General features: G+C 38.4%; 21 protein-coding genes. All 21 read right to left on the minus strand.

The genetic code is table 11. The features are described 5' to 3' along the window. Window positions 1–131 precede the first annotated feature (131 nt). The 21 genes from CIK96_RS12090 to CIK96_RS12190 all read right to left on the minus strand — a co-directional run bounded on the left by CIK96_RS12090 (window position 132) and on the right by CIK96_RS12190 (window position 21796). Window positions 132–899 carry an SDR family NAD(P)-dependent oxidoreductase gene (locus CIK96_RS12090; RefSeq protein ID WP_094440714.1) on the minus strand — a complete coding sequence of 256 codons (768 nt, stop codon included), beginning with the start codon at window positions 897–899 and terminating at the stop codon, window positions 132–134. Between the two features lie 13 nt (window positions 900–912). Continuing rightward, window positions 913–2262, minus strand: a complete 1350-nt coding sequence (locus tag CIK96_RS12095; RefSeq protein ID WP_094440715.1) for an acetyl-CoA carboxylase biotin carboxylase subunit family protein — start codon at window positions 2260–2262, stop codon at window positions 913–915. Between the two features lie 5 nt (window positions 2263–2267). Further along, window positions 2268–3107 (minus strand): acyltransferase, encoded by an 840-nt coding sequence (locus tag CIK96_RS12100; RefSeq protein WP_144007531.1) that lies wholly within the window; start codon window positions 3105–3107, stop codon window positions 2268–2270. 263 nt (window positions 3108–3370) lie between these two features. Further along, window positions 3371–4138, minus strand: coding sequence for an MBL fold metallo-hydrolase (locus CIK96_RS12105; protein WP_094440717.1), 768 nt, complete (start codon window positions 4136–4138; stop codon window positions 3371–3373). Further along, window positions 4128–5309 (minus strand): glycosyltransferase family 2 protein, encoded by a 1182-nt coding sequence (locus CIK96_RS12110; RefSeq protein ID WP_094440732.1) that lies wholly within the window; start codon window positions 5307–5309, stop codon window positions 4128–4130. The genes CIK96_RS12105 and CIK96_RS12110 overlap by 11 nt, the downstream gene beginning before the upstream one ends. Before the next feature lie 4 nt (window positions 5310–5313). Continuing rightward, the gene (locus CIK96_RS12115) at window positions 5314–5922 is read right to left on the minus strand and encodes a sugar transferase (protein ID WP_094440733.1); all 609 of its coding nucleotides are present in this window, start codon (window positions 5920–5922) and stop codon (window positions 5314–5316) included. Window positions 5923–6210: 288 nt separating this feature from the next. Continuing rightward, the gene (locus CIK96_RS12120) at window positions 6211–7353 is read right to left on the minus strand and encodes a glycosyltransferase family 4 protein (protein WP_094440718.1); all 1143 of its coding nucleotides are present in this window, start codon (window positions 7351–7353) and stop codon (window positions 6211–6213) included. A gap of 16 nt (window positions 7354–7369) precedes the next feature. Beyond that, window positions 7370–7768: a hypothetical protein gene (locus tag CIK96_RS12125; RefSeq protein WP_094440719.1), complete on the minus strand. Its 399-nt coding sequence runs from the start codon at window positions 7766–7768 to the stop codon at window positions 7370–7372. 60 nt (window positions 7769–7828) lie between these two features. Then, the gene (locus tag CIK96_RS12130) at window positions 7829–9340 is read right to left on the minus strand and encodes a BCCT family transporter (RefSeq protein WP_094440720.1); all 1512 of its coding nucleotides are present in this window, start codon (window positions 9338–9340) and stop codon (window positions 7829–7831) included. Window positions 9341–9346: 6 nt separating this feature from the next. Continuing rightward, on the minus strand, window positions 9347–10927 hold the full coding sequence (locus tag CIK96_RS12135; RefSeq protein ID WP_094440721.1) for a phosphotransferase: 1581 nt from the start codon (window positions 10925–10927) through the stop codon (window positions 9347–9349). After that, window positions 10924–11793 (minus strand): NTP transferase domain-containing protein, encoded by an 870-nt coding sequence (locus CIK96_RS12140; RefSeq protein WP_094440722.1) that lies wholly within the window; start codon window positions 11791–11793, stop codon window positions 10924–10926. Before CIK96_RS12140 ends, CIK96_RS12135 begins: the two co-directional genes overlap by 4 nt. Before the next feature lie 4 nt (window positions 11794–11797). Continuing rightward, window positions 11798–12517, minus strand: coding sequence for a hypothetical protein (locus CIK96_RS12145; RefSeq protein WP_094440723.1), 720 nt, complete (start codon window positions 12515–12517; stop codon window positions 11798–11800). Window positions 12518–12632: 115 nt separating this feature from the next. After that, complete coding sequence (locus CIK96_RS12150) at window positions 12633–13496, minus strand: glycosyltransferase family A protein (protein ID WP_094440724.1); 864 nt, start codon at window positions 13494–13496, stop codon at window positions 12633–12635. Window positions 13497–13506: 10 nt separating this feature from the next. Then, the gene (locus tag CIK96_RS12155) at window positions 13507–14598 is read right to left on the minus strand and encodes a glycosyltransferase (protein ID WP_094440725.1); all 1092 of its coding nucleotides are present in this window, start codon (window positions 14596–14598) and stop codon (window positions 13507–13509) included. A 1-nt stretch (window position 14599) separates the two neighbouring features. Beyond that, a complete protein-coding gene (locus tag CIK96_RS12160) occupies window positions 14600–15658 on the minus strand; it encodes a hypothetical protein (RefSeq protein WP_216820950.1) in 1059 nt (352 codons plus the stop codon). 219 nt (window positions 15659–15877) lie between these two features. Continuing rightward, window positions 15878–17089, minus strand: coding sequence for an EpsG family protein (locus CIK96_RS12165; protein ID WP_094440726.1), 1212 nt, complete (start codon window positions 17087–17089; stop codon window positions 15878–15880). A gap of 16 nt (window positions 17090–17105) precedes the next feature. Further along, window positions 17106–18287, minus strand: coding sequence for a glycosyltransferase family 4 protein (locus tag CIK96_RS12170; RefSeq protein WP_094440727.1), 1182 nt, complete (start codon window positions 18285–18287; stop codon window positions 17106–17108). Window positions 18288–18291: 4 nt separating this feature from the next. Next, on the minus strand, window positions 18292–19443 hold the full coding sequence (gene glf / locus CIK96_RS12175; protein ID WP_094440728.1) for a UDP-galactopyranose mutase: 1152 nt from the start codon (window positions 19441–19443) through the stop codon (window positions 18292–18294). Next, a complete protein-coding gene (locus CIK96_RS12180) occupies window positions 19443–20888 on the minus strand; it encodes a flippase (protein WP_094440729.1) in 1446 nt (481 codons plus the stop codon). The genes glf and CIK96_RS12180 overlap by 1 nt, the downstream gene beginning before the upstream one ends. Before the next feature lie 255 nt (window positions 20889–21143). Then, window positions 21144–21419, minus strand: coding sequence for a hypothetical protein (locus CIK96_RS12185; protein WP_094440730.1), 276 nt, complete (start codon window positions 21417–21419; stop codon window positions 21144–21146). After that, window positions 21416–21796, minus strand: a complete 381-nt coding sequence (locus CIK96_RS12190; protein WP_094440731.1) for a hypothetical protein — start codon at window positions 21794–21796, stop codon at window positions 21416–21418. The genes CIK96_RS12185 and CIK96_RS12190 overlap by 4 nt, the downstream gene beginning before the upstream one ends. Between the last annotated feature and the right edge of the window lie 102 nt (window positions 21797–21898).

Genomic DNA, 21898 nt, shown 5'->3' on the forward strand with positions numbered 1-21898 from the left:
ATTGTTCTAAGGACAGAATAATCTCTTTCGATTCTTTATATATAGCCCATGTCTGATGGTATGGGAAGAGAATTCACGTATCTGTCTTCACATGCAACTAATCGCTATTTTATCCCGAATTGGGGTATTTATTATATATACTCTCCAGCGGTCATTCTAAAAGTACTACCAGTCATCATGCTTGACTCATCTGAAAACAGATAAACCAGTCCTGGCAAATAGTCGGCATATTCTGGCATTCTGCCCATAGGGAGAATACCTGCTGCCCTCTGTCTCAATTCAGCCTCGCTTTCTCCTTGTGACAGTCGCAAAGCCACTTCTCCATCTGTGGCAGTCCATCCAAGTGTGAAGTAATTGCAGCGGATATGTTCAGTCGCATATTGATGAGCGATGTGTTCCATAAGGATGCGAAGAGCGCCTTTAGAACAAGCGTATGCTGTACGGTCTTTCTGACCTCCCCAAGCATGTGCTGAACCTGTAAACACAATAGAGCCTCCTCCGTTCATACGCATATACTTGATAGCCTGTTGACAACAGAAGAAACAACCCTTGAAGTTTACACCCATTACCAAGTCATAAGTTTCTTCATCGCAAGAGTCAAGTGGTGAAACTGGAGTAACACCTGAGTACATATAGAATCCGTCAATTTTCCCAAACTTTTTATACGCCTCATCAAATAAGATTTTGCAATATTTAATCTCTCGTAAATCTACATATACGAAGTGTCCATCGCTACCATAAGTACGCATTAAGCGTATAACACGCATGGCGGCCTCTTCGTCAAGATCGCCTATCACCACTTTTGCACCTTGTCGAGCAAACTCTATAGCTGCTGCACGTCCGACACCTCGGGTACCTCCAGCTAAGACTATAACTTTATTCTCTAATCTTTTTTCCATTTCCTATATAGTATTATGAATGTACAACTTCTGTTACTTCCCTTTTGCACACTTTCGGAACAAAACCTGACGATGGTGTCAAAGCAGCCTTTACGTCAAAGCCTTTTAGCAGCATATTGTTGCCATCTTCATCATACACCTTTACCTTGTCTTGATATTCTTGTATGGCTGTCGACAGATCTTCCTTGGTATTGCAAACCAGATAAAGTCTTGTGAGGACTTGCTTCTCGTTGCCAATCCACTCCTGAGGCACTTCGTCCCCCACCCTTAGACGTTCCACATTGGCCACAACACGCTCATCATTCTCAATATTCTCAAATCCTTCAACTCTGGCAATCTTTCCCTTTTTGAGCAGAAACCAGACTGTAGCAGCATATTTACCGCTCATGTATGGATCTTCTTTATAGAGATCTACATTGTTGCCTTCGTTTCCAGTCAATGCAAAGCGTATAAGCATCTCTCGCTGATCATATCCATAAATCTTTTGGAGCAACAGATGCGGAGCCTCTCCCTGAAGACGGAAACCAGTGTCATAGACATAGAACTCACCATTTTCATAAAAACCTGAGAGCATCAAAATACCGTTCTTGATGCCAATCTCCTTGAACATACGTACGGCATTGAAATGCATGCGTCTCATATAGTCGTCCATATGTTTTGAAGGATAGGTTCCACCCAAACACACACGACTCATGCCTTTCTGTTCATCAGTGGTATAACGATCGTATATACAAGAGGCTGAGCAGTATCCATCCTTGAATGTATAGTACATACCCATGTCTTCAACGCCTTCCATGTATCGTTCTACGATGAATCGCTTGTTTGGACTTGCCGACAAAGCTTTTTCGACAGCCGCTTTCAGCTCACTCTCCTCATATACTACGGTCATTCCTACTCCGCCACCATTATCGACAGGTTTTACCATTACAGGATATTTTATCTTAGCCACATCCGATGGTTTCATTTCTGCATCCAGATAGAATTCAGGAATGCCATGTATGCCATAGCTTTCGCAAGTAGCCTTGAATACATCCTTGTATGAGAACACATCAACAATACGTTGTGTAGCATAGCAAGGCAGATTTAACGCATCGCACACCTTACAATATGACGGAACTAGGATGTCTGCCACACCAACAAGAACTCCATCCACTTGCTCCTCTCTCGCAAGAGCTATGAGCCCTGGCACATCCATACCATCAATATCGGATGCTTTCCACGCATATTTCTTGGCGTCATCAGTGTGTCGCCCGCTAGCAACTATACACTTTACCCCCATGTCATTGGCGGTACGAACTAATGCACTAGTCTCAGGGTTACCACCCAAAATAAGCAATTTCTTGCCTTCAAATTCTTTTTTCATTTTGTTCAATTTTTGAAATTTATTCTTTTTGAAAGTCTATCTATACCAGAAGAAATTCCTGATATTAGGAATAACTTCACACGTATAAAATCTATCGCAATACACAGTAGAAATATTACACTACTCACTAACAAGGCATGCAATGCCATTGGCATAAAGTAAGTTTTTGGGATAAATACATCCCATATGAAAGGATAAAAGTTCTTATTCATATGGATGAGATAGACCGCTAGTATATATGGAGCAATCTTTACAGAATATCTCATCCAAGAGTTATCAGATCTTTGCTTGTTTCTGATTGTAAGGAGAAATAATACAAGTGACAAAAAGAAGATAGGAGAATCACTTGCAAAAGCATGTAGCTGAAATCCTTCACCAAACACATAGTTTAGTTTTATCGCATCAACTGTATAAAATAGCAACGTGTATACTAGGCACAAAAGAACAGCTATTTTTCTCGCATTGACTATCAGCGGCTCATAGAAGCCATACAGTCTGATGTAACCAGCCATAAGGAAGACGAAAGACATCCACATTACAGATTGCCCACCTGCAAATTGATGACCATAAGGCACCATAAAAGAGAGGGCGAACCATATAATCAGCATAACTTGATACGATTTCTTACTAAGGTTGTTTGCCAGAAGTGCAAAGAATGGAGCCAAAAGCATAACAGCCATATAAGTACTAATGAACCAATATTGTCTGGACCATATCGGGAAGAAGCTGAATACCAATTCTTTCAGATTAATTTTCCCCCCCCTACTGTTAAAAATGCTGATACTAGATAAAGGATAACTGAATAAAACAGGGTCGCCATCCAAAGATTCATCAAGGACTTCCACCTGAAGCTAAATTTGTCTATCAAATAATACCCACTTATCATGACAAAACAATTAACCCCAATACAAGAAGTTAAATAGAGAACTTCCATAAGGAGGTAGTTCCCACCCCGAATACTGTGGAAGTATCAAACAACGCATGTGGTGAGCACTTAACTCCCCACACCACATAATGCTGTATCACAATCAAAAGCATACTAATGGTACGCAATAAATCTATTCTATAGTTTCTAGAAGTAGTCATTTGCATGTTATTATTGTCTTTCCTAGAACTGAATACTCTCACCCATTGTAAAAATCTTATATTTCTGAGCAGGTATCTGTTGAAGAATCAACTCTCGCCAAAGACCAGGATTTCCTCCATGAGAGGCGAACATCCCAAAATGGCAAGGCACTGTTAGTTTTGGCTGTAGCAATTTGGTGAGATCGACCTGTTCTTGTTCATTCAAATTACCATAAGCACCATTGATGGGGGCGATTAGCACATCCAACGGACCAGCGCTTAAGTATTCTTCCTTCCAATCTAGATGCAAACTAGTGTCGCCTACTTCAAGTATATTTTTTCCATCTACTGTAACAATGACACCTACTTCAAGAGGAGCACCCTCTCCGTGGTCACTACGAATGAACCTTATTTCGAAATCACCGACCTTATGATGGTCTCCGGGTTTGACATAAGTCACACGAGACGAGTCAAGCCCCAGCCGTCTTACATCTTCCACACAGTCGTAAGCGCAAAATAATCTTGTCTTTCCATTTGACATTAAATCTGCCATGGCATCAATGTCAAAATGGTCACGATGGAAATGGGTTGCAATGACTACATCAAGATTAAGTTCCTTAGGCTCAACTATTTGAGGCATCAAACGGTGATACCCGTCATGCCCTTCTACAGGTTCCACGCATTTTGACAGATACAGGTCTATACCTAACGTCTGTCCACTTTGGCTTTTCACTAAAAAGCCTGCCTGCCCCACGCTGAACAGATGTGTAACTCCGAGGAGTGCAAGTTTAATCGTTTCACTAAAAATCATAACTGAAGTATTTTTGAATAAGTGTTTTACTATTTTGTTCCTTACTTATGGTTAAAACCTTGTCGGCATCAACGCCATAATCTGAAATTCGCAGCTTGATGTAGTCAGACACACTTGGGTTGACTGTCGCAATCAAAATATAGTCAAAATCGTCTCTTGCGATTCTGGAAACAGGGTCAACATCCATACAGCAGCGCCTGTACTCCCAATAGTCATCATCAACCCAACCAACCACGTCACATACGTTCGCCTCTCTGAGTCGATTCATCAATTGCTGACCAAAAGTGCCAGCACTATAAACCACTACCTTTCGTCCTTCAATCTGTTTGCTAAAATAATCCACGTCACCAGAGCGCATAATGCAAATACCAAGGACATAGTCGTCTATCTGTTCTTGCAGCTTATATTTGGCATCTGTATCTTTTGCATATGCGCTCAAATACTTGTGAAGTGCTTGCAACTTTTCCGCATCCTTATCGAATGATGTTGTCAGTTTCAGCATCGAGTCCTCACGCTGTCTATAATGATAAGCTGTGATTGCGGTTAATACCACCTTATTGGCTTTCATCAATGCCGGATAGGTCACAGCTCCGTCTTCTCCAATAGATATGGCATTATCCACATTCAGCTGCGTTTCAAGTAATAGTTCTCGTTTGAATAGTTTGTTCCAAACGTATGTTGATACTCCTACTTTGAAGAAATCGCCATCCGACAGCATCCTTCTTTTCAATACCTCCAAGCTTTCACCTTCATAAAGACCAGGTTGTAGGTTGTCGGTAAAGACGGCCGTTTTCGAGAACAGGTCTCTTTGAAATCCTGCACAAGCAATGTCTGCGTAGTGTGCTGTTATATGGTTATGAAGTGACTCATAGAAACCTTCTCCCACCCAGTCATCACCATCCACATATCCAACATATTTCCCTGTTGCAATAGATATTCCCGCCTTTCTGGCACTTACCAGCCCTCCATTCTCCTTATGAATTACCTTTATTCTGCTATCTTTTTTTGCATAAAGGTCACATATTTCAGGACAACGGTCTGGAGAACCATCATCAACAAGTATTATTTCAAGATTCTTATACGTTTGGTTAATTAAGCTCTCGATACACAAGCCTAAATATCGCTCTATACGATAGATTGGGACGATTACACTGATGATATCTCTGTTCATATGTTCAATTATTTCCATTAAACGCTTCCATTGTGGCTTGACCTTCGGCTGAGATGCCGTCACGCATAAGCACTTTCTTGATGGTGATGAAAATCACTTTTAAGTCGGTCAGGAGCGAGCAGTGGTCCACATACCACACATCGAGCTTGAACTTCTCCGTCCAGCTGATGGCATTGCGACCATGGCATTGCGCCCATCCTGATATTCCCGGGCGCACCTCATGCCTGCGCATCTGCTCCTTGGAATACAAGGGGAGGTATTGGGGTAGGAGCGGACGAGGTCCAATCAGTGCCATGTCGCCCTTGAGGACGTTGAAGAGCTGGGGGAGCTCATCGATCGAGGTTGAGCGGACGAAGCGGCCTACCTTGGTGAGGCGGTCGGCATCGGGGAGAAGCTTGCCCTCGGCATCACGCTCATCGGTCATGGTCTTGAACTTGATGACCTTGAAGATCTTTCCGTGAAGACCCGGTCGCTCCTGATAGAACAGGGCTCCGGCACCTTTGTTGGCGATGGTGAGCCAGATGTAAATCACAAGCAGTATCGGCCAGATGACCAATAGTACTACTAATGCGATGGTGAAGTCAATCACCCGCTTGAAAAAATGTTTGTACATATCGATTTTGTTTTTAAAAGTCGAAGAGATGAAAAGACTAAGCGCGAATTCCTTTACAACAATGAAAGATTTACTTTTATCACCACACTTCAAGTTCTCAGAGTTCGAACGTTCAGCCACTGTCACATCTACTGGATCCACGTCTCCTGCCGAGCCAACAAGCGCAAGAACCGCCACCAGGTCATACACTTAATGTAGAAAGGAGTAACTTACCGCCACTAATGGAGCGGATTTTGCGTTAGTGTTAGCATTGGCATTAGCTCTCTGCTCATTGCTCAAAGCTCTTCGCTAACCCCTCATTATCTCTTCATAGAATGCAATCTGGCTTTTCTGCACGAAATTCTTCTCAAAGCGGTCAGCTATCATTTTCCGAGCCTTACCAGCCATCGACTTGCGCATGGGCTCATCGTTCAGCATCTTTTCCATTGCTTCATAGAGCGCATCCGCATCTTTGGAAGGGACAATCAAACCATTTTCTCCGTTGACGATAATCTCGCGCGAACCATTGATGTCCGTCACGATATTTGGCAGTCCCATGGCACCTGCTTCCATAGGTGTATTGGGGAAGCCCTCGCGATAGGAAGGCAAGACATGGCAATCCGACTTCATGTATTCCGTCAGAAGGTCTTCACCATACCTTGGGCCACAGGGATCAATATCAGTATTCGACTTGATTCTGTCCATTGTGACCTGCTTCACCGGATCCAGATTCGCTTCATAATTGCCCACGAGAACAAGTCTTGTATGGCGATGTTTATCATGCAACTTCGTGAATGCTTCCACCAATTCATTGACACCCTTGTCGCCAACGATGCGTCCCACAAACAAGAAGGTAAACTTGTCATCCTCCTTATTGACATCTGCAAAACGCTCAGGATTGAATTTCTCCATATCCACACCTCTCACATTGCCATATCCCAGCACCTTCATTGGCTTCTTGCATACCCCATAGTCGCGCAAGTCGCTCAACACGCCTTGCCCCTCAGGAATGATATGAGTGGCGCACGCACATATCAGCTTGTCCATCAGCATCAGTATCTTCCGCTTGCCACCAGTAGCCGTAGGCCATACCAGACCAGTGAACATATGTACGCGTACAGGCACGCCCGTCAGCCAAGCGGCAAGCATCGTCAGCAGCCCTGCTTTCGGAGTCATCGAATGCGCCATATAAGGCCGCTCCTTGATCATCACCCCAATCATCCTGATTAGCGACCATAGGTCTTTGAAAATGGCTATATGCCGCTCCATCGGCACCTCAATGGTTCTGAACTGCGGGTACTCCTTGCTGAAGTCGTCTAACTGTTTTCCCGGGCTGGTCACCACCACCGATTCATACCCCATCTTCTCCATCCTGCACATCACCTCCCTGAAGAACCCAATCGACTGAGGGACAGTGACCGTGCGGATAATCTTTTTCTTGTTGCGTGTCATATTATTGTTGACTTTTCTATATCAATTCTTCAAGCGTTTTTGCATTTACGATATTCTCAGCCTCAAAGCACAACCATTCTTCGATGGCTCTTGCAGCATATTGCTTATCCAATGATTGTATACCCAAAGGGTCGAAATAGGCAATGCTGATTCGATGCCCACACAAGACCTCTTTCCAAGGCAGATTCATAAGTTCGAACAGATGTCGGGCGGTATCAATGAGCATCCCGTGAACATACACATACTCCTGCGGCACCACCTGCGGCTCCATCCGCTCGCCCAGATACAAGGCCACATCATACACCATCATAGCCCCCACACCTTCTATCCCGATGATATGCTCCTCCACATAGTCATACAGTTCCTCAAAACTGCCGAACTTCCTGAAATATAAGCCAAAAATATGATGAATCATTAGTACAACAGGCAGATATAATCCGCAGAAATGAAACACATGTTTCTGTGATTCTTTGTATCAACGACCATTTAGCCACATCTTGCAATCTTTTAAAAAACTCCAAACTATCAAGCAGAGTAGTACTCCTACAGGAAAAGCAGCAATAATAGTCACGCCCTGAAGGCTGTAGAGAGAGTTCTCCGCGAAGAGAAGTCCGATTGGCAGAAAGATAAGCATAAGGCTCCAGAATCCACGAATCTTGCGAGAAGGTTCCTCTTCTGCGGTAATTTGCTTGTAGCTGTATGAAGAGGATACGTATGTGATGCCATCAAGGGTGGTGCTGTAGAAGGCAATCATAGTGATGACTAAGAGCATCAAGGCGAGTTCAGGAAGAGGTAGAGTGTCGAAGATCATAAGAATGGCATCATACATCTCTCCGCCATTACCGAGGAAACCAGTCACATCAAGCCCATGCTTCATTTGTTGAGCTAAACCATAGTTGCCAAGGATGATAAACGACATATAGGTTCCTGCAAGCCCCCATCCAAAAGAGCCAAAAACAGTATTACGAATCGTACGTCCTTTTGATATTAATGCGATGAAGAAAGGAGTAGCTACACACCAAACCAACCAATAAGCCCAATAGTAAATGGTCCAGTTCTGAGCAAACCCATTCTCACGTAGAGGATCCATATAGGTGGACAAACCGATGAAGTTTTGAGCAAGATTTCCAAGTGACTGGAAGCCTGTCTCTATGATGTAACGAGTTTCACCTCCAACGAAAAGGAAGTAGAACAGAATACCAAAAAACAAGTATGAACAGATGCTTGCAAGCTTGCTTATACCTGTCACGCCATACAGTACGGTGACAGTGTATATTGAGCAGATTAGAAGGAGCACTAGAATAGTGATGGCTGTTGTAACCTCAAATCCGAATACGCTACCCATTGCCTTGGTGAGCAGAGGAGTTGCGAGCGAGAAAGTTGTTGCAGTAGCGCAAACCACAGCAAAAATGGCTATTATATCTATCACTTGTCCAAGAAGGCCATCTACCTTATCACCAAAGAGCGGACGACAAGCTTCAGAGAAACGCTGACGCTCACGCTTTCGAACATGCATCATAAAGCCGAAGCAAACAGCAAGAATCACATAGAAACCCCATGCGAGAGGACCCCAGTGGAAGAGAGTATAAGTTGGAGCCCACATCTGCATACTTCCCATCTCGGCAAGATGAGGTTCTGCTCCATAGAGAGCCCATTCGATGAGCGAGTAGAACATAATGTCGGCAGCCATGGTACTGGTGAATATCATGGTTCCCCACTTGAAATTGCTATAAGCAGGCTTATCGATATTGCCCAACTTGATGTTTCCATATTTAGGCTTTAGAGCCACATAGAGAGCACAAGCCACACTACCAATGGCAACAATGGGATAATAGAGTCCGATGGTGTCACCAAAGAATCCTCGCATGGTGTCAACCACCGTTTTGGAATCTTCTGGGAAAATCATAAATACAGCCATCAAAGCGATTACGATGGCAAATGGGACTAACATCGTAGCCCAATCGATACTTCTTTTCTGTACTTCCATATATTGTTACTTTGTTATTTTCTTCAGGTTCTCAATAGCGCGATTGTAACGGTCGCGTCCGTATGTTCCGAAGTCATCGCCCTTGGCTTCCTTGATGACTGTCCACTGAGCCCAGAGGTAGTCCCAAAGAATCTGATAGCACAGGATCTTCTCGTGTGCGACAGCAGGAATATTGCCTTCGAAGTATTTGTCAAGGATGTAATCCTCGTTTTCTTTCTCAAATCCAGCTTCTATGAAGAGAGCGGCAAAATCTGCCATTGGGTCGTTCATGCCAGAATACTCCCAATCGATGAGGTAGATAGTGCCATCCATTGCCTTGATAAAGTTTTCGTAAAGAGCATCATTGTGGCAAGGTTTTAGGTCAACACCAAGTTTGTTGAGGTGCTCTTCTAGTGCCATCACCTTTGGTCGAACCTTTTCCCATCCCTCGTACATGCTTGCTCCAGCTTTATTTATCAATACGTCATACTTCTCAATCTCTTGGAATACATTAAACTCATTCTTCAATCTGATGTGTGAGTTGTGAAGCGTTTGATATATCTTGGCAATCTTGCGCATGTTGTCATGACGCTGGATGGTTGCAGCATTGAGCGTTTCTGCATTTTCAACAAAGTCTGCCAACTTTATACCGGTCTCAGAATTGAAGTAACGGATGGCAGGATTTACCCCCATCTTGCAACCCTCAATGGCATTGAACTCCTCGTTGGTGCGCTCCACCATTCCTTCTGAACCATTTCCGGGTACACGAAGTACATAGCTTTTGCCTTCGAAGTTTACACGGAAGTTTTTGTTGCTCATACCGCCAATCTGAATAATCTCTGCTGTACTAACATCCTTGTCAGGGAAGATATTGTGTAAGTGCATTATCAGGTTGTCATGGTCAAAAGGATTCTCACGCCTACGAAGACGTGGATAAATGACATTCTGTAGTTTTTTAAAGTCTTCCTCGCAATCCACATCACCCCAAATTAAGTTTTTAAGCACAAGGACAGGACGATCGAGCGGTTCCGTCACGTCCATCAGCAAATACTCATAATTGAGGTATGGATTACTGGCATGTTCCCATGCGTTCACCAACATTTCAAATGTGTCTAACGTGATACGGCTTACACCTATCATCTCGCCCTCAAAATGACAAACACGATGGCGGTCTTTGGTGATTTTTGTAACAAAGCCATTCTTTGTTTCCATAAAGCATTCATCGCCAGAACCGCTTTCTTCAGTCATGGAAAGACAATTGCCCTCTGTACGTGCAGCCAATTGTTCAATAAGTCGGCGCTCATAGAACGTATCGCTTTCTATGAGCAGGAAATCTTCTTTAACGTAGTCTTTGGCTAAAGCCAAAGAACCCATTGAAGCCGTAAACTCATAGTCTTTGTTCACTATTAGCGTCACATCATCTGCTTCATATTTTCTAAACATTTCTGCCTTGTATCCTACAACAATAAGGATATTACTAAAATGCAAATCACGTAATATTCCTATGGTACGGTCCAAAAGACAAAGATCAGGAGCAAATGCTTTGAGAGGATAAGGTATCTCAGACTCTTTCTCTCGTCGTGCAGCAAGAATTATAGCTGTCTTCATATCTTTTCTATCCTTATTTCGGTCTTGTCGTTATACTCATAAGTGGTGTCACCAACCTTAAACTGAAAATGCAGGTAATCTCCAACATGCTTGATGTTCTTAAAGTCATATACATCCGACTCTTGGAGGTTAAGAGTTCTGCATATTGACTTTACAACAATCGAACGAGTATCCGCTATATAGCTATCGTCAAACAAGCGCAACTCGTCAAGGCTGTCAAATTCTTGGATTTCACCTTCTTTATAGCGGTTGATTTTCATCTTGGGCAGTTGGTCGATATAACGGATATACAAATCCTCCCAATATCCCTTTCTGGTTGTATCGTTCTTATACTCCTCAGTCATAATATTTCTGAAAGCCTCAGAAAACTCACGATTGAAAAATACATGTCCTACCATATACCAAGCATCACATCCGCCAACCCTTACATCCGTGATATAATCATCGGCATCGGTCGTAAGGCAATACTCATTTGTCTCTCTCTCAGCATAAAGGGCAGAATAATAGCTGTCGTCCGAATCATTCATGAATACATTTTCAGGGAAATAATTATCCGAACTGCAAACAAAAGTATTGTCCAACTTGTCTATCACACGAATCAGCGAAGAGGTATTATTGTAACGTGCATAATCTTCATTTAGCACAATTTCTACGCCATACTTGTCGCAGAGATAGGTAAACATTTCTGCCTTATAGCCTACAACTAAAGTAATATCAGCAATGCCAGCTTCTTTCAACTGACGTATCTGGCGTTCTATTAAGACCTCGCCTTTCACTTCAACTAATCCCTTGGGACGTTCGGCAGATAGTGGCACAAATCTCGAAGACGTGCCTGCTGCCATAATAATGGCATTTCGTTTATTCATTATCTTAGAATGCAAAATTTGCTATGAAGTTAACATATGATTTATCGAAAGACGGATTATAGATGTATTCTGCACTCAAAGGTAGAGTCCAACCATTCTTAAACTGCACATTGTAGGTATATTTCAAATCAAGGTTGCATACAGCAAACTTCTTCTGATAGTTTGTATAGCATGACTTGTTTGGTGTCATACCTACGGCTAAAGAAAGACGATTATTGTCAAGGAAATCGTAATAAGTACCTACTTCCATATATGTAGAATAAGCCTGCTTCTTGTTTTCTGAATCATCGTCATACGCATCATCATCACCAGCAAAGAAGTTGCTGACAGTAATCCAAAGTGGAACTTTTTCCGGAGCATACGTTATGCATGCCTCCAACCAATGACCGTTATGTTTACCGCCAACATATTCATCATCCTTACCATTAACAGTAGGATAATAATAATCGCTTAATCCTAATGTCAAACCCTTCCATGTATAACTTACTCCTAAGTCCACTTCGGCATACTTACCATTAACTGCATATCCACCCATAGCATATGCATAAAGTCCTTTCCATTGATAGTTTATACCTGGAAACACAACTGGCGACGACTCATCTGCCATCATTTCCATGCCTCGCCACATATATTTGGTCTGGAGGTCAAGACCAAGATGGAAATTTGACGATTTGAGTTTTGCACCCCAATTGTTCGTTAATGTTACTTGTCCTTCGTTCAACATGCTTTTTTCATTGTTGTCGGAGCTTAATGTACTCGCTTGCATTATAGAACAAGTATTTAAGAAAACTAAGATTATAACTTTAATTTTGTTCATAATTCATTAATTTGTCCTGATATTATATTTTTGCATTTACACCTAGAATCGCTTTTTGCAAATCGCTATCTGTCAATAATACGCCATTTGGCAATTGCTTGCGCCTTCTCATTGCAACTAATAAATCCATTTTACCGATCAATGAAAACAACACATTAATAAAGATTTTCACATACGAGAAAACGGTTGTCTTAACAAACCAAAAGAAAGACTTACGATACTCTTTGTAATGAGTTGCTACCTTTATAATTGTTTTCTGAGTCAAATAATATTTTTTAAAAGTAGGAACTCCAAATTCACGGTAGAACAACAAGGGTTGTGGTAAAGCATAAAAGTTACTCTTACCAGAAGTTCGTATCCAAAGTTCAAAGTCCTCTGCCCGCAAAGCCCAATTAGCATAAGGATTTTCTCTGAACCATTCTGTTCTTCCAAATACAGTGGGATGAATAAAGGAATTTACGCGTCCCTCATTAAGACTTGAACCAATTATATTATTATTGTTGTCAATTGTCATTATTGAAGAACCACAAACATCAACTTCTGCATGTTCTTCCATAAACTTCACTTGCTCTTCTATGCGATTTATGCACATGATATCATCTGCATCCATACGTGCATAATACTTCGTCTCACACATTTCTACAGATTGGTTAAGACGAGCTATTAGTCCTCTATTCTGTCCATCGTCTATTATTTTAATTCGAGAATCACCATTTGCAATTTCCTTTGCAATAACCGTAGAATTATCCGTGCTGCCATCACACATCAATAACAATTTCCAATTCTGGTAAGTTTGGTTAATGCAGGATTGTATTGCATCCCTTATATATTTATCTGCGTTATATATAGGGATCGCGATTGTAACCAATGGTCTTGTTATACTCATAACCTTGAATCTATTGAATATCTATTTGTTCTTTATAACCAACTATATTCAGAAATCTTTTGATTCTTATTTCTGGAGAGAAGTTTCTTCTTGTTGTTTTTAATATTTCCTTCCATTCATATATTAAATCTGGATTTTCCAAAACCTCCTTCATTGCATTATAGATAGAATCTTCATCCATTCCAAATATTCTTCCACAACCAGCTTCTGAAATAATCTCTTGCCCTCCACTGCAATTTGTTGTCAATACGGGTATTCCTTGTATGATTGCCTCTGTGCATGAAGTTGAATAGCCCTCGATTGTAGAAGAGCAAATATATACGCCGGCTTTCGAAACGTATGCATGTGGATTACTTTGCTGGCCAAGAAATGTAACATAATCTGTAATCTGTAGTTCTTCAGCATACCTTTTCAGATTGTTTAGTATAGGACCATCGCCCACCAACCATAATGAAAATTTATAGCCTTCAGTTTTTAATCGTTGTACACACTTTAATAAAGTATCATATCCCTTTTCGGGACTCATACGAGCAACAGAAATAAATTTTACATCATTTAATCTTGGGATTTCTACAGTTTGTTGACCTTGCAGTCTAATAGATTCATCATCAATAGGGTTATAATTGTAATCCACATCAACATCGGGCAACTCTTTCTTTAGCCTTTGTGCATTGCACTGAGATACACAAACCACTTTTCCTATTTTTTTATAGTAATCCTTATACACAAGACCTTCATCATAGCAATGCATCCACGCAATAGAATTATGATTATCATTTACACCTTCGGCAACAATACGAATAGAAGGTCCATATTGGAAAGCAATGTTCACATCATACTTGTCTCCTACAATATACTTATATAATAACGATGATGGTATTTTTGAAACTATACTAGCAAATCCTCTAAAGTAAAAACCAAACACTGTTTTCACCGCAACACGTTTGTCTATGTATTTATAGCACTCTTTGTCTGCTCTAAACAAAGGAATAAGTGTTAATTCTATATCCTTATAGCCAGCCAATCTATTTGCGATGGCAATAGCCGACCTGCAGACTCCATCTTGCAACTGCAGGTGATTAAATATTAAACATATTTTCATACTAAAAACTTTCTGTAGAATCAGGCTCTATGCCCAAGATTTCATTCGACTTAACCTTATCAAAATCATAGAGATACTCAGGCAACATATCTTCTATTGTTTTTATATCATTTGTCAACTCTGGAAATTTCTTCCATAATTGTGTATTGCCCACAGAACGCTTTGGATTAAAACCTGTAAATGGCTTAGTATGGTCTTTTTCATTCAGCCCGACCATGTCAACTATCTTCTTCTTGTACTCATCATATTTGTATATCATATCCTCAAACTGGAGTTTTATTACTCTTGTTGAATCGTATGTTTCTTTCTTTGCACATTCTCTTGCAAATCTATACCATTTGCAGAATAATACAGGATCGTCAACGGGAGCAACATGATCTTCCTTCCATATCATTTTGCAAGAAACATAGAGGTCACGCGGATCTCTATCTACAATGAATAGATAGATTGGGTCAGAAAAATACCTCATACATCTTGCAACATTTGAAGAAGGCAATATCTGATCGACCATAAGATATGGCTGATTATCTGGATTTGCTAACGACAATAGCTTATGTATATATTCTTGTGTATGCTGTAGAAATTCTTTTCCATCTAAAATGGTTCCATATTGTACTTCCTTGGATAATGGCTCAAATATTTTTAAAGGTAGTTTCGCATATAGTTTTGTCAGCAAAGAGTATAGATAATATACATTAACACCTCTATCATACATATCGTAAAACCAAAATCCTTTGTATGTAAACGTCGTCAGTTTATCTATATAAGCCTTTGTCAATTTCCAGTATTGATTTTGGAAAAAAGGCTCATATCTTTGGCAGAAAGAGCCTCCTGCATTGAACTTCATCAATTTCTTAAATCGTTTCAATGCATGACCCGAATTATGTCTATTAGGATTATCTATTAAATGATGTTCAAGGTCTGAGATACCATCTATATCATGTATAAACCTAAACTCATAATTCGTAAGCGATTTTACGCCCTCATATTCTGATATCAAATCGGTTACAGCACTCGAACCGCAACCATAATAACTAGCACATGTTATAACTTTCATCATAATCGTAATTTATATTAAATTACACTCAAATTTGTTTTTATAATAGAATACAACTCTTTATAGAGAACTTTCACAAGTGCCAACGCAAAATATTAAACATTATTTTTGCAACAATATCACCCACCAACATTTAGTTTGTAATTCTATTACATCTACCATGAAATTAAAGGTGGGGTAAACACTCGTTTATAAATCAACCACAATAATTAGAACGACTATTTACCGTTCATTCCAGTAGAAATAATACGGCATAATACCATCTAGACTCAAATATCCAACAAAGTATATATGAATCCTTAGAAAAGCCCATATAGAACAACATATAACCATTATTTTATAATGGTGTTGATTCTTTTGCTTTATATAATTAATCCAATATGGCATCAATATTAATATTAGAGGCATAAAATGTGTTCCCAAACGTCCTGCCAGACTGATATAGTAAGCAAGCATTCTGCATACTATAGCGCACATTGTAAAACTAATTGTTAAATCAGCCCAATGGCCTTTAATCTTACGAGTTATTATATAGTAACAAATGTATAAACATGGTAAATAATCAACAAATAATGCTAAACCTATTTTATTCGAAGAATCGTTGCTTTCAAGATAACTAGTATATCTGTTAATAATGGATATATAATCGTATAATAAGCCTACTGAAAAATCGACAATTACTAATATTATTAGTGTGGTAACATATGCTAAAATTTTACTCCGTTTATATAATAGAACCATACCAATAACACCAAAAACAATAACTGAAGAATAATGGAACATCGACGCCACAAAAACTCTAACGGTAAATTTTTTGTATTGCTCATTTAACAATAATGGAAAGCTAAATAGTATAAACGATGCCGCCAGTGTTATACGCATTATATTAAAACTTTGAAAATAATAAATACATACGAATGCTGGTATAGTAATCATAAGATTTATAGAATCATAATATTTCCAAATGGTATTTTTAATAAAATACAATATTACTGCAGAATAGACAAAAATTGCTAAATGCTGGTCCGAAAATAAACATCGCATAAAAAACTGAATGAATTTATATAAAGGCTCTGTTGTGGATCCATCATTAAAAATCTCAGATAAAGATGTAGCAGAGAGGAATGTTTGTGAATACACTATAGTATCAATTCCCACCCAAGTGCCTCTCAATCCCATTACACACAACAAAAGTAAAAATTCAAATCTATACCATACACAAGTTTTTATAGAAACAACGTGGGAGCTATACGCTTGTTTATAACATTTATTTTTGTGTTGTTCACATTTATATGCAGCAAAGAATGTCATTATTACAATAAAGAAATAAATGTACATTGTACTGTCATCCCAACTTCTATAATGAGATTCTCCACCCCAATAAATAGTGTGATTATTTTTCAGAAAAACACTTTTATAAAATTCTATTAACATTATGTTTGATATATATTTATGTTAAAGAATTAAGCATAAGCATATAGCTATCATACATAGCACTAGAAGAAAGATACTTATCAAAAAACTCCTTATTTCTACATCCGAGTTTGAGTCTTTCTTCCGAAGACATTTTTCTCACACGTACCAATTGATTTATTGCTTCCTCTTTATTATCATATAAAAGCACACCATCAAGCCCCATTCTTTCGAAATATTTATTTCCACCCGTTCTTGATGCAATAACAATCTTACCTAAAGACAAAATTTCGAGCATGACTATATCAAAATATGTTACACGATTAGGTAATACAAAAACATCGCTTGCACTAATTAAGGAATGGGGATCATCTGTAAATCCAATTTCCTTCCAGCGAGGATGTTCTAATCTACGGAATGGAGATTCTAAACCTGCAGATATTACCCACGCGTTATCATCAATATTAAAATAATCTGCGGCTATATCTTTAAGAATATCATACCCTTTCACAGTATTATGTCTACCTACATATGAAATAACAAATCCATCAGATGGAATGTTATATGACATCAAAACATCTTCTCTTGTTTTCTTTGCTTTACAAGGTGGTATACCAGTAAGTACGTATCTAAATTTATTTTTATTTGCTTTCTTAAAGATTTTGAAATATGGCCAATTTTCCATATAAGGTTCTTCTGCTTCTTCGCATGGAAAAATAATATAGTCAGCACGCTCAAAACAAAACTTATCAATTTCCTCATATCTTTTGCGCATATGAGGAATGAACATTGAATACAATTTAGATATATCACAACATTGTTCTTGACCAAAAGGGAGAGGACTATGTGACTGATAAATCACAATGCCATTATATTTTTTTAAATTATCTCGTTCTAAATACATATGATTAGATTGATGAAAATGTATTATATCATATTGTGAAAAATCCTTTGGGTCTGCAATCTCTTTGCCATTAAGAAACTTTCGTCGATTCAGTATCGAACGTATAGTACGATGGAAATTATTAAACCATTTTGGGAGTTTTGATGTTATATATCTTCCTTTTTTATGAATGGATTCATAATGAGAATTCACATGAGTAAACTCTAAAGTATTGTCTTTTCTTTTCTCCATTTCCTTATGATAATAATAACCAACAGCATAAGGACCACCTTTTGGAGCTAACTTTTCTTCTTCCAAATAAATAAGTACTTTCATATTATTAATCTATATTCAAATTCAACACCTGTTCTATTATCGGAGACATATCATAATATTTATACATTCCAAGACGTCCACCGAAGATTACATTTTTTTCATTATTTGCTAGTTTACGATATTTCTCTGCAAGAGAATTGTTACGCTCGTCATTGACTGGATAATACGGTTCCATACCCTCCTCATATTCAGTTGAGTATTCTTCACTAACAACGGTCTTTGGAGACTCATAAACTTTCTGACCAAACATTTCAAAATGCTTATGTTCTATAACACGAGTATAAGGAACCTCTCGACTTGTATAATTAACAACTGCATTACCCTGATAGTTTGAAGTATCTTCCACACGAGTTCTGAAACTCACGGTACGCCAATCGAGCTTGCCAAGACTATAATTGAAATATTCATCTATAGCTCCAGTATAGACAAGATTATCAGCAATCATACGCCAAGACTCATTCATTTTTTCCCCTGTGGGTGAGCATTTTGAACTAAAGAAATCACAACCAGTAATACAGTCAACACCTTCAAGCAAACCTTCAATGAGTTTATTATAACCACCAATTGGAATACCTTGATAACTATCATTAAAATAATTATTATCAAAAATCATTCGTACTGGCAGCCGTTTGATAATAAATGCAGGTAAATCCTTACAGTCACGTCCCCATTGCTTTTCAGTATACTCTTTAATGAGTTTAGTGAATATGTCTTTCCCTACAAGACACATAGCCTGTTCTTCCAGATTCTGAGGTTCACGTCCTCCTATTGCAGCTTCTGCATCTGCTTTCTGTTCTTCAATCTTTGCTTGTGCTTCTGCAGGAGTATGCACATCAGGCCACATACGATTGAATGTATTCATATTAAAAGGTAAATTATAGAGTTCACCTTTAAAATTAGCTATTGGACTATTGGTGTAACGATTGAATTCAACTATAGAATTAACAAAATCCCATACCATCTTATTATTTGTATGAAATATATGCGCCCCATATTTATGTACATTAATCCCTTCGATTTTTTCACAATAAACATTGCCTCCTAGATGTTGGCGTTTATCTATTACAAGCACCTTCTTTCCTAAACGCTTTGCTTTGTACGCAAATGTTGCTCCATATAAACCAGAGCCTACTATTAAATAATCGTAATGTTCCATTATTTTATTTTTGTTTTAATTATATTTAGAAGTTCGTATACAAATTCATCTTTTGAGACTAAGAGCAAGGCGAGGTAAACAAATAGCCCTGTTATTGGTAGGATACATATCTTTTGTATGTCAGACGTTAATAATGTTGCTACAATTAAACATATACCAAACATTAACAATGAGAAACAAATATATTTGACACTTACACTATTAATAATTTTAAATGGTATATACTTACTCGCAATTATTATTTGAGTTAAAGTAACACTTAGTTCAGCTAAAACGGTAGCAAAGGCAGCTCCATTTTGTGAGTAAATAGGTATATATATTATATTACATATAAAATTCAATGCTGCTCCTACACAAGTACTAATTGTAACAATTTTTATTTTACCCAAAGGATACAAAACCTGCATTCCTACAATATTTGAAATTCCTATAATAATAATAATTGGGCTTATTATACGCAATGTGATGATAGCAGGATCAAAACCACTTCCACAGAATAGATGAATAAGTGGCTCTGCAAGACATATCACTCCAAATGTAATAGGACATGATAATATTAATACAACTCTATATGCTTTATATGACAATCTACTAAATTCATCAATCTTATTATTTTTGATTAGATTTGATGACCGAGGTAGAAGTACTGCGCCTAAAGACGTAACTGTATATAGCAAAACATGAGATAGGTTTGTAGCTGCTGTATAATACCCAACTGCTTGATCATCTTGAAAAAAACCGAGCATTATTTTATCTAAATTCAAATATATACTGGTTACTATATTAAATATAAATATCGACATAGCAGGTTTAAAATGTCGCCAAATATCAATTTTTTCAAACTGAATTGTTTTAAAAAAAACATACTTTCTTAATCTTATAAAATTTAGTATATTATTACCAATAGTACCAAAAACTATATAAACACCATATAACAGTAAATCATCCTGCGTCTTTACTACACTAAGTAAATACACTACAGAAATGATTTTTACGATTAGATTTCTTGTTGTGATATATTTAAATTCTTCAATACCACTATAAAACCACGAACAACCTATTGTTGTAAGAGCAATTGATACACTTAACAACAAAAATAGTGGAATATTGACTTGAACACGACTTACTGTTAAACAAATAATAGCAACTGCTGCATAACCAACAATATTTAACAACAAGTTAAGGATTAATATTTCAATTGTTGTTCTACTTAGTTCTACTTTACTATCCCTTACTCGTGCTATTTCCCTAATTCCGTATAATGGTATACCTATACTAGAAAAAAGAGTTATATAACTAATAATTGAATTATAAAAATTTACTTGTCCTATGCCTTCTGCCATTATAATACGTGAGGCATATGAAAATGTTATCAATGGGAAAAGGAGTCCACTTGTAGTATTTATTAAATTAAAAATAAAATTTATTTTGACTGACTTTGCCATTACTAATAATCTTATAAGCTCTAAATAGTTATTACTTAATTTAGGGCATAACCCTTTGTATAGGCATTTCTGCAAGTGCCTGTATATTGAGTAAATTTCACTTGTTTGTTAACTATCTCATACATTTTCTTCGCTCGACAATGCCAATTAGGATTTTTTAGTTTTGTAATCGGCTGTGCCGCTTGCCAAAGCAAAAATGTTAAATTGCCTTCTTTCTTTATCGATAAGAGTTCAGCTATCACAAGATTTGGTTATCTAAGGTGTTTCTTTAAGCCATGTAGTCACCTCTTTAGGAATATAATATGATGCCCATGCAGAATCACTTATATTTAAAACAAGTAATCGCTCACTATTTTTAGTCAATAAACCTTTTAAAGAATCTCGAATGTCAATGGTATTTTTACTGTCTGACTTTATACACCAGGCGTTATTGCTTATTCGAGCCCATGAGCCAAATCCCTTTATACGCTCAATTAACTGATTACGAATATCTTCATCATCAGTTTGGATTAATATCAAAAAAATCTTCATTGTTCCTTAATCGATTTATAATAAAAACCTACAATGAATCCTAATGTACCAGATAATGCGCCAATAATTGCTACAAGAATATCTTTTAATTCAGTAAGAGAAGCTTTTACTTTAACAGCATAAGCTATACATAGGAAAAGCATAGAAAAAAAACCTAACACAAAGAGTAAAGCCATTTTACTTCTTGTATGCTCTCTATGTTCTGGCTTTTCATCTTCTTCACTAACATCACCCCCAGTGTGCTTATCGGGAACACAAGATGTCTCTGCAGAATTCGCTTTATCTGTTTGTGTAGAATCAGTAACTGTGGAAGCGGTAATTGTAGAAGCGGTATAGATGACAAGAGAAGAGGATGACAAGGGACAGGTACGTGTCATAGGGGGCAAGCTACTTCCTTACGAACTGAATCACTCCCCGACTGATGCCTGTCAGTCGCTCCAGCTGCCGCACTGATGCACCCAACTCTCGCAACAGGCCTA

Source organism: Prevotella sp. P4-98, from assembly GCF_002251405.1.
In the GTDB taxonomy this organism is placed as follows: domain Bacteria; phylum Bacteroidota; class Bacteroidia; order Bacteroidales; family Bacteroidaceae; genus Prevotella.